The organism is Halomonas sp. ANAO-440 (genome assembly GCF_019915905.1).
Lineage (GTDB): Bacteria > Pseudomonadota > Gammaproteobacteria > Pseudomonadales > Halomonadaceae > Halomonas > Halomonas chromatireducens.
Genome location: NZ_JAHXBV010000013.1, coordinates 93,592 through 107,547, shown reverse-complemented (window position 1 = coordinate 107,547; position 13,956 = coordinate 93,592). Strand labels below are relative to the sequence as shown.

Below are 13,956 nucleotides of genomic sequence, written 5' to 3'. Positions count from 1 at the left end.
GCGATTCAGTTTCCGTTCTCTTGAGTGATGGTGGCTGGCTGTCGGGTGATCAGGCGCGCGGTCTGCGGGGTGAAGGTCAGCTCGACCCGCGTGCCGCCTTCGGCGCGGTTGGTCAGCGTGAGTTCGCCGCCTAGCGTGTGGGCCCGGTCGCGCATGATGACGAGCCCATAGTGCATGGGCGGTGACTCATCGTTCGCCAGGCCTACGCCGTCGTCCTCGATCCGCAGCTCGATGCGGGCTTCCTGAAAGCGCACCGTGACGCTGGCCCAGTGAGCCTGGGCGTGCTTGTGGATATTGCTCAAGGCTTCCCTGGCGATCTGCAGGACATGGATCTCCTCATTGGGGTTGAGCAGGTGGGGCGGTACGTCGTAGTGCAGTTCCACCATGGCACCCATCCGATCGGAGAATTCCACCGTTGTCTGGTGCAGGGCCGACTGCAGGCCGGGGCCCTCCAACTTGAGGCGGAAGGTGGTAAGTAGTTCGCGCAGTTGACGATAGGCGCTGTTGAGTCCGGTACGCAACTCGTCGAATACCGCCGCCTGGGTTTCCCGGGGGGCGTTCTTGCTTTGCATGCGCTCCAGCCGGGCCACCTGCATCTTGAGGTAGGAGAGCGACTGGGCCAGCGAATCGTGCAGCTCACGGGCGATGATGGTGCGTTCGTTCATCAATGAGACCTGCTGCTCCTCCTCTATACGGCGCTGAAGATACACTGCCGTGGCCAGCTGGTCGGCCAGGGCATTGAGCAGGCGGCGCACGCTGTGCGAGAGGCGCTCACCCTTGGGGTACCAGATCTCCAGGGTACCCAGCATCTCCTCACCCACGCTCACCGGCAGCAGCAGGCACTCTCCTTCTTCGGTATTCGCGAGTCGCATGGGGTTCGGGTCGATCAGGCAGGCGTGACAGTCATGGTCGCGGCAATATTCGGGGCGCCGGGCGGAGCGAGTGGCGAGGATGGGGATCTGGCTGTTGTCATGGGGGTCGTTGAGCGACAGCCGGATGGGACCGATCTCCAGCAGCTGCTCGACCTGGCGCAGCATGGGGGCGGCGCTGGTGCAGAGGTCATTGCCGCCGCCGTAGAGCCAGCGGCTGCCATCGTGCAGCACCTGCATCACCTCGCTGCTGCGCTCAAGCTCCTGGGTCTTGTGGGCCACCCGCTCTTCCAGCGCGGCATAGCTGGAAGCCAGTTGTTCCGACATGTTGTTGAAGGTGCGACCGAGCATGGCCAGCTCGTCGCTGCCGCTGAGCCGGGTGCGCTGGGAAAAATTGCGCCGTGCGGCTTCCCGGGCCAGCACCATCAGCTGGCGCAGCGGCGCCACCAGGTTGTGGCGAATATCATAGAGGGCAATGATCAGTACCACGGCGGTCAGGCCCAGGAACAGGATCTGCAGTGCGCTGAGCAGGCGAATCTTTGCTTCGGTGTTCTGTTCGAGCTGGCTGACCATGGTGTCGATCTCGCCCACCAGGCCGTCAAGAGCCTGATTGAGCGGGTCGATACGCACGGTCTGGCTGGCAACGGCCTCGCTCACCTCGGGTGCCAGCTCGTTGTGCCAGCGAGACAGCACCAGGCGATACTGGCGACGCAGCTCATGAGCCTCGGAGACGGGGATCGCACCGGTCAGCTCGTCGCTGGCCAGCCGCTCCTCGAAGCGACGCTTGAGCACGTACACGGCGGCCTGATGATCCATCGAGGGAACCCGCTCGTAGCGCTGCAGGGCAGCAACGATCTGATAGGTATTCATGCGCAGCGAGCCCGCCACGTTGATGGCCGCGGCGTCGCCTCGGCTACCCCCGGCTACCGCCATGGTTACCACGATACTGATCAAGGCCATGGCACTGATCGCCAGCAGCGAGGCCACGATACGGGCCACCAGGGAGCGTTGCAGCAGTTTCATCGCCAGATGGGGACTCCGGTGTGTTGCGGGGGAATGGATAGCCACTATACCCCAGTGGGTAGCCGCTGCACCTTACCCGATTAGGTAGCGGCTGCTCCTCATAAAGAGGTACCTCGCTTGCCCTTTTGACGCTATGGGCCAGGGTGCCGAGAATTCGTTGGACCACTCCCTCGGACCCACCGTTCATGAAGTCTGCCGGAAAAGCCCCCGCAGCGGGCGTGCAGGGCGACTATCGTTCGCTGGTGGTCGTGCTGCTGTCACCGCTTGCCTTCGCGCTGGTCTTCGCCAGCTGGACCATCTTCGCCGTACTGGGCGTCGAGCTGAAGCGTGTCCTGGGCTTCGGCGCGGTGCAGTTCGCCGTGCTGCTGGCCATGCCGATGCTCACCGGTGCGCTGTCGGCCCTGCCTCTGGCCATCCTGGCAAATCGCATCGGCGGCCGGCGGGTCATGATTGGCTGCCTGCTGCTGATCTGCCCCTTTCTTTGGGGTATCGCCCACTCCCGGGAGTACGGCGACTTCCTGCTGGCAGGGGCCGGGTTGGGCCTGGGCGCCGGTTCACTGGCCGCCGGCCTGGTCTACGTCTCCGCCCTCTGCCCGCGCCGGCATGCCGGCCTGGCGCTGGGGCTCTACGGTGCCGGTATGCTGGGAGCGGGGCTTACCTATTTTCTGCTACCCCTGATCAGCCAGGCCTATGGCTGGCCCATGGCACCCAAGCTCTTTCTGCTGCCGATACTGCTGGTGGCGGTGCTGCTGTGGCTCTTCGCCGAGGACGAGCCGTACACCGAGGAGCCCGAGCCGGATAGCCTTGACGACGACCCGCCCCCGCCTGCCGGGAAGCGGAGAGGTGGGCTGCCCGGGCCGGCCGTCTGGCGCCTGGCCCTCTACTACAGCTTCTTCTACGGCGCCTTCGTGGCGCTGGCGCTATGGTTGCCCGCTTACCTGGCGGCCCAGTATCAGCTGCCGCTGAAGAGTGCGGCGCTCTGGGCGCTGCTGTTCACCCTGCCGGGAGGGCTGGGACAGATCCTGGGCGGCGCCCTGGCCGACCGACGCGACTTCCGTGACCTGCGCTGGTGGGTCAGTGCCTGCGTAATGGTCTGTCTGTTCCTGCTCTCCTACCCCGACTTCACCATGCAGATCCATGGCGTGCATGGGGACCTGGCCCTTAGGTTTTCCATGCCCCTGTGGGGATTCATTGGTCTGCTGGCGGTGATGGGGCTGGCCATGGGTATCGGCAAGGGTAGCCTGATGTGCCTGATGCACCGTGATCATGGCGATGACATGGCCCGTTCGGGTGGGCTGGCGCTGGCCCTGGGTGGGCTCTTTGCCGCGGTCCTGCCGCTGATGTTCGTGCTCGGCAACGAGTGGATCGGCATACGCACCGCCGGCTTCATGTTCCTCTACGCCGCGCTTGCGGTCTGCATGCTGGTCATGCTCTGGGACTCCACGGCCCGTACCGGCACCCCTTCCTGATGGGGCTTATCCCCTTTCGCGCGGCGCGTCTATCACCTTGTGGGTAGTTGAGGTGTATATGGAGGTAACCGGGCAGTAATCCGCGTTTCGATCCTCCAGAATCCTCTCCAAGAACCTGCCCCGGCGGTCGTGTGGAACACGGCGCACGACACGGCAGGCGGGGTGGCCCGGGTGCCACGCAACATTTCAAGAAGCCTGGAGATCGACCATGAGTCACTTCTTAGATCGGCTGAATTTCTTCCGCAAGGCTCGCGAGCCCTTCGCCAACGACCATGGCGAGTCCCGCGACGAGTCCCGCGGCTGGGAAGACAGCTATCGGCAGCGCTGGCAGCATGACAAGGTCGTGCGTTCCACCCACGGCGTGAACTGCACCGGCTCCTGCAGCTGGAAGATCTACGTCAAGAACGGCCTGGTCACCTGGGAGACCCAGCAGACCGATTACCCGCGTACTCGCCCGGACCTCCCCAACCATGAGCCGCGGGGCTGCCCGCGTGGCGCCAGCTACTCCTGGTACATGTATAGCGCCAACCGACTCAAGTACCCGCTGGTTCGCAAGCCGCTGCTCAAGCTGTGGCGCGATGCCCTCAAGGAGAAACCGGACCCGGTCGACGCCTGGGCCTCCATCGTCGAGGACCCGGCCAAGACCAAGCTGTACAAGCGTGCCCGCGGCATGGGCGGCTTCGTGCGGGCCAACTGGGACGAGCTCAACGAGCTGATCGCCGCCTCCAACGTCTACACTGCCAAGCAGTACGGCCCCGACCGCATCATCGGCTTCTCGCCGATCCCGGCCATGTCCATGGTCAGCTACGCCGCGGGCAGCCGCTATCTGTCGCTGATCGGTGGCGTCTGCATGAGCTTCTACGACTGGTACTGCGACCTGCCGCCGGCCAGCCCTCAGACCTGGGGCGAGCAGACCGACGTGCCGGAATCGGCCGACTGGTACAACTCCGGCTACATCATCGCCTGGGGTTCCAACGTGCCCCAGACCCGTACCCCGGACGCCCACTTCTTCACCGAAGTGCGTTACAAGGGCACCAAGACCGTCTCCATTACCCCGGACTACGCAGAGGTCTCCAAGCTCACCGACGAATGGCTGTCGGTCAAGCAGGGCACCGATGCCGCGCTGGGCATGGCCATGGGCCACGTGATCCTCAAGGAGTTCCACCTCGACAACCCCAGCGCCTACTTCACCGAGTACGTGCGCAAGTATTCCGACATGCCCTTCCTGGTCGAGCTGGAAGCGCGCGAGGATGGCAGCTATGCCCCCGGTCGCCAGATGCGCGCCAGCGACTTCGAGGCGAGCCTGGGCCAGGACAACAATCCGGAGTGGAAAACCGTCGCCTGGGACGAGACTCGCGACCAGTTGGTGGTGCCGCGCGGCTCCATCGGCTTCCGCTGGGGCGAGACCGGCGATGAGGTGGGCAAGTGGAACCTCGAATCGCTCGATGCCGAAGGCACCGAGATCAAGCCGCTGCTGTCCCTGGCCGAGCACCATGACGACGTGGCTCGGGTGGCTTTCCCCTACTTCGGTGGCATTGCCCACGAGCACTTCGACCACGTGGCCGGCAACGAACTGCTGTTCCACAGCCTGCCCGCCAAGCGCCTGAAGAAAGCCGACGGCACTGAGATCCTGGCCGTCACCGTATTCGACCTGATGTGCGCCAACTACGGCATCGACCGTGGCTTCGGCAAAGAGGGCGAGGACGACGGCGCCACCTCCTACGACCAGATCCGCCCCTACACCCCGGCCTGGCAGGAGAAGATCACCGGCGTGCCCGCCGAGCAGGTCGCCCGTATCGCCCGCGAGTTCGCCGACAACGCCAACAAGACCCAGGGTCGCTCCATGATCATCGTCGGTGCGGCGATGAACCACTGGTACCACATGGACATGAACTACCGCGGCCTGATCAACATGCTGGTCATGTGCGGCTGTATCGGTCAGAGCGGTGGCGGCTGGGCCCACTACGTGGGACAGGAGAAGCTGCGTCCGCAGACCGGCTGGACCCCGCTGGCCTTCGGCCTCGACTGGCAGCGCCCGCCGCGCCACATGAACTCCACCTCCTTCTTCTACAACCACTCCTCCCAGTGGCGCTACGAGAAGCTCGAGATCAAGGAGATCCTGTCGCCGCTGGCCAAGGCCGAGGACTACCCCGGCAGCCTGATCGACTTCAACGTGCGCTCCGAGCGCATGGGCTGGCTGCCCTCCGCGCCGCAGCTCGGCACCAACCCGCTGCGCCTGGCCAAGGCAGCGGAAGCCGCTGGCATGTCCACCAAGGACTACGCTGTCCAACAGCTCAAGAGCGGCGAGCTGGCCTTCGCCGCGGAAGACCCGGACAACGCCCAGAACTTCCCGCGCAACATGTTCATCTGGCGCTCCAACCTGCTGGGCAGCTCGGGCAAGGGTCACGAGTACATGCTCAAGTACCTGCTGGGCACCCGCCACGGCATACAGGGCAAGGACCTGGGCGACTTCGGCGGCCAGAAACCGCAGGAAGTGAAGTGGCACGACGAGGCGCCGGAAGGCAAGCTCGACCTGGTGGTCACGCTGGACTTCCGCATGTCCTCCACCTGTCTCTATTCGGACATCGTGCTGCCCACGGCCACCTGGTACGAGAAAGACGACCTCAATACCTCGGATATGCACCCGTTCATCCACCCGCTGACCGCGGCCACCGACCCGGCGTGGGAGTCGCGCAGCGACTGGGACATCTACAAGGGCATCGCCAAGGCCTTCTCCAAGGTCTGCGTGGGTCACCTGGGCGAGGAGACCGACCTGGTCACTCTGCCGCACCAGCACGACTCCCCCGCCGAGCTGGCCCAGGTTGAGGTGAAGGACTGGAAGAAGGGCGAGTGCGATCTGATCCCCGGCAAGACCATGCCGGCGCTGATCGAGGTCAAGCGCAACTATCCCGAGACCTATGAGCGCTTCACCTCCGTGGGGCCGCTGCTGGAGAGCATCGGCAACGGCGGCAAGGGCATCGCCTGGAACACCGATAGCGAGGTCGAGCTGCTCGGCAAGCTCAACCACTGCAAGCTGGACGGACCGCACAAGGGGCGTCCGCTGATCGAGACGGCCATCGACGCCGCCGAGATGATCCTGACCCTGGCGCCGGAGACCAACGGCCAGGTGGCGGTCAAGGCTTGGGACGCACTGTCCAAGATCACCGGGCGCGACCACACCCACCTGGCACGCCCCAAGCAGGAGGAGAAGATCCGCTTCCGCGACGTGGTCGCCCAGCCGCGCAAGATCATCTCGAGCCCGACCTGGTCCGGCCTGGAGGACGAGCACGTCTCCTACAACGCCGGCTACACCAACGTCCACGAGATGATTCCGTGGCGCACCGTGAGCGGCCGCCAGCAGTTCTACCAGGATCACCCCTGGATGCGCGCCTTCGGCGAGAGCCTGCTGGTCTACCGTCCGCCGATCAACACCAAGACGGTGACCGGGTTCGACCTGCCCGAGGACAACGGCTACCCGACCAAGGCGCTGAACTGGATCACCCCGCACCAGAAGTGGGGCATCCACTCCACCTACAGCGACAACCTGCTGATGCTGACGCTCAACCGCGGCGGCCCGGTGGTCTGGATGTCCGAGACCGATGCCCAGGAGATCGGAATCGAGGACAACGACTGGATCGAGCTCTACAACGCCAACGGCGCCATCACCGCTCGCGCCATCGTCAGTCAGCGGGTCAAGGCGGGCATGGTGATGATGTACCACGCCCAGGAGCGCAACGTGAACGTGCCGGGCTCCGAGGTCACCAAGACCCGCGGCGGCATGCACAACTCCGTGACCCGGGTGTGCCCCAAGCCGACCCACATGATCGGCGGCTATGCGCAGCTCTCTTACAGCTTCAACTACTACGGAACCGTTGGCTCCAACCGCGATGAATTCGTCCTGATACGCAAGATGAAGAGAATCGACTGGCTCGACGGCGAAGGCAACGACAGCGTTCAGGAGGCCGTGAAATGAAGATTCGTTCCCAGGTAGGCATGGTCCTCAACCTCGACAAGTGCATCGGCTGCCACACCTGCTCGATCACCTGCAAGAACGTCTGGACCAGTCGCGAAGGCATGGAGTACGCCTGGTTCAACAACGTCGAGACCAAGCCCGGCATCGGCTATCCGAAGGAGTGGGAGAACCAGAAGAAATGGAAGGGCGGCTGGATGCGTCGCGCCGACGGCAAGATCGAGCCGCGCATCGGCGGCAAGTGGCGGGTGCTGGCGAACATCTTCGCCAACCCCGACCTGCCCGAACTCGACGACTACTACGAGCCGTTCGACTTCGACTACGAGCACCTGCATACCGCCAAGCAGGCCGATCATCAGCCCGTGGCGCGTCCGCGCTCGCTGGTCTCCGGCGAGCGCATGAAGAAGATCGAATGGGGTCCCAACTGGGAGGAAATCCTCGGCACCGAGTTCGCCAAGCGGCGCAAGGATACCAATTTCGAGAAGATCCAGGCCGATATCTACGGCCAGTTCGAAAACACCTTCATGATGTACCTGCCGCGCCTGTGCGAGCACTGCCTGAATCCCACCTGCGTGGCCTCGTGCCCCAGCGGCGCGATCTACAAGCGGGAAGAGGACGGCATCGTCCTGATCGACCAGGACAAGTGCCGCGGCTGGCGGATGTGCATCTCCGGCTGCCCGTACAAGAAGATCTACTACAACTGGAAGACCGGCAAGTCCGAGAAGTGCATCTTCTGCTACCCGCGCATCGAGGCGGGCATGCCGACCATCTGCTCCGAGACCTGCGTGGGCCGCATCCGCTACCTCGGCGTGCTGCTCTATGACGCCGACCGTATCGAGGAAGTGGCGAGCTCGCCGGACGAGCGCGACCTCTACCACCGTCAGCGCGAGATCTTCCTGGACCCCAACGACCCGGAAGTGATTGCCCAGGCCAAAAAGGACGGCATCACCGACAACGTGATCAAGGCCGCCCAGGCGTCGCCGGTCTACAAGATGGCCATGGACTGGGGGCTGGCACTGCCGTTGCACCCGGAATACCGCACCCTGCCGATGGTCTGGTACGTGCCGCCCCTGTCGCCGATCCAGTCCGCCGCCGAGGCCGGCAAGATCGAGTACGACGGCGTGCTGCCCAAGATCGAATCGTTGCGTATCCCGGTGCGCTATCTCGCCAACATGCTCACCGCCGGCGAAGAAGAGCCCGTAGTGCTGGCGCTCAAGCGGCTGATGGCGATGCGCGTCTTCATGCGCAACCGGCATGTGGAAGGCAAGCATGACACCGAGGTGCTCGACGCCGTGGGCCTCTCCGAGGCGCAGGTGGAGGAGATGTACCGGTATCTCGCCATCGCCAACTACGAGGATCGCTTCGTGATCCCCACCAGTCATCGCGAGATGGCCACCGAAGCCTTCCCCGAGCGCGGCGGCTGCGGCTTCAGCTTCGGCGACGGCTGCCACGGCGAGAGCAAGCCGAGCCTGTTCAACGGTCGTCCCCAGACCAGCACACTTGTCAAGCCGGTGGACGTCTTCGATCCCAAGGCCGCGGCCGGGAAGACGGCTGCCAAGGAGAAGCACCATGGCTGATGCCGCACTCCAGTTACCCCAGGCCGAGCCTGGCATGCGCAGCCTGCGCGTGCTGGCCCGTCTGCTGGACTACCCCACCGAGGCGCTGCAGGGCGCGGTGGATGAGCTGATCGAGGCGCTCTACGTCGAGCGCCGCCTGACGGCGGCGCTGAAGGCCGACCTGATGAGCTGGTGCCAGCGCATCAGTGAGGCCGACCTGCTCGAGCTCCAGTCCGAGTACGTGGCGCTGTTCGACAAGGGCCGCGCCCACTCGCTGCTGCTGTTCGAACATGTCCACGGCGAGTCCCGCGACCGCGGCCAGGCCATGGTCGACCTGATGAACGAGTACCAGGAAGCCGGCTTCGAGCTGGATGCCCGGGAGCTGCCGGACTATCTGCCGCTGTTCCTGGAGTATCTCTCCACCCGCAGCGATGAGGAAATCGGTCGCTGGCTGGGCGAGATCCGCCACATCCTGGCGCTGCTGGCAGCGCGTCTGGAGGAGCGTGGCACCGACCACGCCCTGGTGATGCGCGCCCTGCTGGCGATGATCGGTGCCGAAGAGGAAGTGGAAGCCCAGCGCGAGGTCGTGGTGGGGGAGAGTCGCGATGACACTCCCGAGGCGCTGGATGCGGTGTGGGAGGAGGAGGCGGTGCGCTTTTCCGCCAAGTCCGATGAGGACTGCGCGCTGCAGTCCGCCGAGGGGCGTCGTCTGGCCGAGCGCAAGCGCGAGACCCAGAGCCAGCCGGTACGGATCATGTCACCCGGGGCGGAAGCGCCTCGCGTGAGCGGTCGTTAACAGGAGAACTGTCATGTTTGACGCCATTTCCACTTATTTCAATCACCTGATCTACGGCTACTACCCGTACCTCGTCGGCACCGTCTTCCTGATCGGCAGCCTGATGCGCTACGACCATGGCCAGTTCACCTGGAAGACCGGCTCCAGCCAGATGCTGTCGTCGAAGAACATGCGCCTGGCCAGCAACCTGTTCCATGTCGGCATCATCGTGATCTTCTTCGGCCACCTGTTCGGCATGCTGACGCCGCACTGGATGTACGACCGCTTCCTGGACCCCGGCACCAAGCAGCTTCTCGCCATCGTGGTGGGCGGCATCGCCGGGGCCATGTGCGTGGTGGGCGGCGCCATGCTGCTGCATCGCCGCCTGACCAACGTCCGGGTGCGGGCTTCCTCGAGCACCATGGATACCGCCATCCTCGGCCTGATCGTGTTCCAGGCGGCGCTGGGGATGGTCACCATCCTCTTCTCCCTGGGCCACATGGACGGCGAGATGATGGTGACCCTGGCCAGCTGGGCCCAGGCGATCGTCTTCTTCGGCGGCGGAGCGGCCTACTACATGGAAGAGGTCTCCTGGATCTACAAGCTGCATATCTTCGTCGGCCTGACCATCATCCTGCTGTTCCCGTTCTCGCGACTGGTGCATGTCTGGAGCGTACCGTTCGGGTATATCACGCGGCGCTACCAGCTGGTCCGCCGCCGGGGCTAAGCACAAGCTGGCTGCGCTCGGCTTCGCGAGTAATGGCAACACCGAGAGGGCCGGGGACAGGTGGACGAGGAGGTCTTTTTCCAGGGATGGAAAAAGTAGCGTCCAGGGAAGGATTCACAGCGCCTCCTCGGAAACCTGGTCCCCGGGCCTGCTCCGGCAAGATTATTGAGGTGAATGACATGCAAATGATCGAGATCGAACAGCTGCCGGGCCGCGTCACCCCGCCGCCCATCAGGGTCGGCGGCAAGGCCATCGACGAGGAGAGCATTGCCCGGGAGATGCAGTACCACCCCGCGGCAACCGCCGGCGAGGCGCAGCTCCAGGCCGCCCGTGCCCTGGTGGTACGCGAGCTGCTGCTCCAGCGAGCCATCGAGTTGGGCCTGGTGGCGGCCGATGAAGCCGAGGAAGGCGATAACGACGCCGCCATCGCCAGCCTGCTGGAGCAGGAGCTGGAGGTGCCGGAGCCCTCGGAGGCCGACTGTCGGCGCTTCTTCGATGCCGCGCCGGAGCGTTTCAGCGAACCGACCCGGCTGGCCGTTCGCCACATCCTGCTGGCGGCGGCGCCGGACGATGCGCCGGCCCGCGATGCCCAGTACCGTCTCGGCGAGTCGCTGATCGCGGAGCTGGAGACCATTCCCGAGCGTTTCACCGAGTTCGCCATGCGCCACTCGGCGTGTCCATCGAAGGAGGAAGGCGGCGAGCTGGGCTGGCTGGCACCGGGTCAGACCGTCGGTGAACTGGACCGTGCCCTGCAGCACCTCCCCGAGGGGCTCCACGAGCGGCCGTTGGCCTCGCGCTATGGGTGGCACGTGATCCTGATCGACGAGCGCGCCGAGGGCCAGCCGCAGGCCTTCGAGCAGGTCATCGACCGTGTGCGTCACAACCTGCGTGAGCAGGCGACTCGACGCGCCCTGCGCCACTACCTGCTGTCACTGGAAACCGAGATCGGTGTCGAAGGAGTCGCGCTCGATGACGATGCTGCCGGAAGCCTGATGCAATAGGAGAGATTTTCATGGCCCATGTTCATGCCGATACCCCCTTCGCACCGCTCGGCATCGCTGTACTGACCGTATCCGATACGCGTGGCTTCGACCAGGATGGCAGCGGCGACCTGCTCAGCGAGCGTCTGTCCGAGGCCGGCCATGCGCTGGTGGAGCGTCGCATCGTTCCCGACGATATCTACCGTATCCGCGCGGTCGTCTCGAAGTGGGTGGTACGCGATGATATCCAGGTGATCCTGGTCAACGGGGGTACTGGTTTCACCACCCGTGACACCACGCCGGAGGCGCTGACACCCCTCTTCGACCGCTCGGTTGATGGCTACGGTGAATTGTTCCGCCAGCTCTCTTTCGAAACGATTGGTACCTCCACGATTCAGTCCCGTGCCGTGGCGGGGGTCGCCAATGCGACACTGATCTTTGCCATGCCCGGCTCGCCCAAGGCCTGTGCCACCGCCTGGGATGGCATTCTCGAAAGCCAGCTCGATGCGCGTACCCGGCCGTGCAATTTCGTCGCCATGGTCATGCCCGAGCAGCAGGCGTGTGGCTCTCGGGAGTTACCGAAAGTGCCTGACCATGGTCAAGGAGCGCGCGCATGAGCTGTGCCAATCTTGCCAAAGGTCTGCTCGACCTGGACGTTGCCAGGGCGCGAATGATCGCCGCCGCCGAGCCAGTCCAGGGCGAAGCGCTGGTAGCGCTGGAGCAGGCTTTTGGCAGGGTGCTGGCGTGTGACCTGGCTGCTCGGCTGGACATGCCTGGCATCGACAACAGCGCGATGGATGGCTATGCCCTGCGGCTATCGGAACTGGGAGAGCAGGGCCTGCCCGTCGTCCTGCGGGTGCCGGCAGGAGCCGCGGTCTCGGCACTGCCCGAAGGGGGCTGCGCGCGTATCTTTACCGGCGCACCGGTCCCCGAGGGGGCCGACTGCGTGATCCCCCAGGAGCGGGTCACGCTGGACGGCGAAGGGCGCATGCACGTCAGCGGCGAGGCGAAACCGGGGGCCAATATCCGCCGCCGGGGCGAGGAGTACCGTGCCGGCGATGCGCTGCTGCCGGCGGGCGCTACCCTCAACGCCGCGGCGCTGGCGATGCTGGCGAGCCAGGGTTTTGCTGAGGTACCGGTATTGCCACAGCTGAAGGTGGCCTTGATTTCCACCGGTGACGAACTGATCGAACCCGGTGAGCCTGCCTCGCCGGGGCAGGTTTACAATAGTAACCGGGTGATGCTCCAGGCGTTGCTCGAGCAGCAGGGCTGCAATGTGATCGACCTGGGCATCATCGCCGATACGGCGGAGGCACTGCACGAAGCCTTCGTGGTCAGTCGCGACAGTGCCGACCTGGTGATCTGTACCGGCGGCGTATCGGTGGGGGAGGAGGACCATGTCCGACCGGTGCTCGATGCGCTGGGCGGGCTGGTATTCCACGGCGTGGCGATGAAACCGGGCAAGCCCTTCGCCTTCGGCTACCTGGACGATGGATCGCCGGAAGGGGTGCCTCTCATCGGCCTGCCGGGAAATCCGGTGGCGTCGCTGGTGGGATGGCAGCTCCTGGCCAGGCCCTTCGTCCAGGGGTGTCAGGGGCGTACCGTCGGACCATTACAACAATTCAATGTCCGTGCCGGCTTTTCGCGGCGCGGCAACCTGGGCCGGCGTGAGCTGTTGCGCGTAGTGCTCGACTGGCAAGGTGGCCTTCCGGTAGCCTTTCTTGCTGGTGGGCAGGGGTCGCACATGCTGCGGGCAGCCAGCCAGGCACACGGCTATCTGATGATGGCTGCCGATACCGACGTGGAGGAAGGTCATGAATACCCCTATCTGCCCGCCGGACAGTTCGTCGACTGACCTGCTGTTCAAGCCCAAGCAGCTACGCGAGCTGGTGCATGGTGTGCCCTGGCTGGGCGAGCTCAACGATGACGAGGCCAACTCACTGCTGGAAGACTCCGAGCTGCGCGCGCTGAAGAATCGCGAGTGGCTGTTCCGGCAGGATGCCCCGGCCCATTGGCTCTACATCGTCATCAACGGTGCCGTGCGTCTGGCGCGCTCTGCCGGGGATGGTCGGCTGGCTACCATCCGCTGCGTGGAGCGCGGCGGCACCCTGGGCGAGCTGAGCATGGTTTCCAGCGCCGGCGTCTACCTCTATTCGGCAGAAGCGCTGCGCCGTACCCATGTGCTGGCCATTCCTGCCCAGCGCTGTCGCGACATCATGGATCGCCAGCCCGCCTGCCGCGCCGAATTCATGAGCCGTCTGGCGCTGGAGCTGACCGAACGCCTCGAGGACCTGGCCCTGTTGACCCAGGCCGATGCCATGTCGCGGCTGGTCAGCTACATCCTGCGCCAGTTGCCCTCCGGTCGCTCGAAGTCGCCTCGGGTGGTGCGGCTTTCCATACCCAAGCGATGGTTGGCCGCCCAGCTTGCCATGACGCCGGAGACTCTGTCGCGGCTGCTGGCCAAGCTGCGCGACAGCGGTGTCATCAGCATCGACCGTCAGCGCCTTGTGGTGCTCGATGAACAGAAGCTGCGCGACGCCATGCTGGCGAATGACTAGCTGGTCGTCTGGCAGGGTGGCGTCGGCGC

The 13,956-nt window shown here is 64.9% G+C and carries 10 protein-coding genes; 9 read left to right on the top strand and 1 reads right to left on the bottom strand.

The genetic code is table 11. The features are described from left to right. Positions 1-5: 5 nt before the first annotated feature. Positions 6-1,892: a histidine kinase gene (locus KZO25_RS11220; protein ID WP_223137035.1), complete on the bottom strand. Its 1,887-nt coding sequence runs from the start codon at positions 1,890-1,892 to the stop codon at positions 6-8. 185 nt (positions 1,893-2,077) lie between these two features. Between KZO25_RS11220 and KZO25_RS11215 the strand changes: the two genes are divergently transcribed. The 9 genes from KZO25_RS11215 (at position 2,078) to KZO25_RS11175 (ending at position 13,927) form a co-directional block, all read left to right on the top strand. Then, a complete protein-coding gene (locus KZO25_RS11215; protein ID WP_223137034.1) occupies positions 2,078-3,361 on the top strand; it encodes an MFS transporter in 1,284 nt (427 codons plus the stop codon). Positions 3,362-3,569: 208 nt separating this feature from the next. Continuing rightward, a complete protein-coding gene (locus KZO25_RS11210) occupies positions 3,570-7,334 on the top strand; it encodes a nitrate reductase subunit alpha (protein WP_223137033.1) in 3,765 nt (1,254 codons plus the stop codon). Further along, positions 7,331-8,908 carry a nitrate reductase subunit beta gene (gene narH, locus KZO25_RS11205; RefSeq protein WP_223137032.1) on the top strand — a complete coding sequence of 526 codons (1,578 nt, stop codon included), beginning with the start codon at positions 7,331-7,333 and terminating at the stop codon, positions 8,906-8,908. The genes KZO25_RS11210 and narH overlap by 4 nt, the downstream gene beginning before the upstream one ends. Next, positions 8,901-9,683: a nitrate reductase molybdenum cofactor assembly chaperone gene (gene narJ / locus KZO25_RS11200; RefSeq protein WP_223137031.1), complete on the top strand. Its 783-nt coding sequence runs from the start codon at positions 8,901-8,903 to the stop codon at positions 9,681-9,683. The genes narH and narJ overlap by 8 nt, the downstream gene beginning before the upstream one ends. 13 nt (positions 9,684-9,696) lie before the next feature. Continuing rightward, positions 9,697-10,389: a respiratory nitrate reductase subunit gamma gene (narI, locus tag KZO25_RS11195; RefSeq protein WP_223137030.1), complete on the top strand. Its 693-nt coding sequence runs from the start codon at positions 9,697-9,699 to the stop codon at positions 10,387-10,389. A gap of 179 nt (positions 10,390-10,568) precedes the next feature. Next, entirely contained in the window at positions 10,569-11,390 is an 822-nt protein-coding gene (locus tag KZO25_RS11190; RefSeq protein ID WP_066447693.1) for a peptidylprolyl isomerase, read from the top strand. An 11-nt stretch (positions 11,391-11,401) separates the two neighbouring features. Further along, positions 11,402-11,986 carry a molybdenum cofactor biosynthesis protein B gene (gene moaB, locus KZO25_RS11185; RefSeq protein ID WP_223137029.1) on the top strand — a complete coding sequence of 195 codons (585 nt, stop codon included), beginning with the start codon at positions 11,402-11,404 and terminating at the stop codon, positions 11,984-11,986. Then, entirely contained in the window at positions 11,983-13,224 is a 1,242-nt protein-coding gene (gene glp / locus KZO25_RS11180; RefSeq protein WP_223137028.1) for a gephyrin-like molybdotransferase Glp, read from the top strand. Before moaB ends, glp begins: the two co-directional genes overlap by 4 nt. Then, positions 13,184-13,927 carry a Crp/Fnr family transcriptional regulator gene (locus KZO25_RS11175; protein ID WP_223137027.1) on the top strand — a complete coding sequence of 248 codons (744 nt, stop codon included), beginning with the start codon at positions 13,184-13,186 and terminating at the stop codon, positions 13,925-13,927. Before glp ends, KZO25_RS11175 begins: the two co-directional genes overlap by 41 nt. Positions 13,928-13,956 lie beyond the last annotated feature (29 nt).

Coding starts and splice junctions, on each gene's coding strand:
- KZO25_RS11220 (WP_223137035.1), bottom strand. CDS start 1,892: ATGAAACTGCTGCAACGCTCCCTGGTGGCCCGTATCGTGGCCTCGCTG.
- KZO25_RS11215 (WP_223137034.1), top strand. CDS start 2,078: ATGAAGTCTGCCGGAAAAGCCCCCGCAGCGGGCGTGCAGGGCGACTAT.
- KZO25_RS11210 (WP_223137033.1), top strand. CDS start 3,570: ATGAGTCACTTCTTAGATCGGCTGAATTTCTTCCGCAAGGCTCGCGAG.
- narH (WP_223137032.1), top strand. CDS start 7,331: ATGAAGATTCGTTCCCAGGTAGGCATGGTCCTCAACCTCGACAAGTGC.
- narJ (WP_223137031.1), top strand. CDS start 8,901: ATGGCTGATGCCGCACTCCAGTTACCCCAGGCCGAGCCTGGCATGCGC.
- narI (WP_223137030.1), top strand. CDS start 9,697: ATGTTTGACGCCATTTCCACTTATTTCAATCACCTGATCTACGGCTAC.
- KZO25_RS11190 (WP_066447693.1), top strand. CDS start 10,569: ATGCAAATGATCGAGATCGAACAGCTGCCGGGCCGCGTCACCCCGCCG.
- moaB (WP_223137029.1), top strand. CDS start 11,402: ATGGCCCATGTTCATGCCGATACCCCCTTCGCACCGCTCGGCATCGCT.
- glp (WP_223137028.1), top strand. CDS start 11,983: ATGAGCTGTGCCAATCTTGCCAAAGGTCTGCTCGACCTGGACGTTGCC.
- KZO25_RS11175 (WP_223137027.1), top strand. CDS start 13,184: ATGAATACCCCTATCTGCCCGCCGGACAGTTCGTCGACTGACCTGCTG.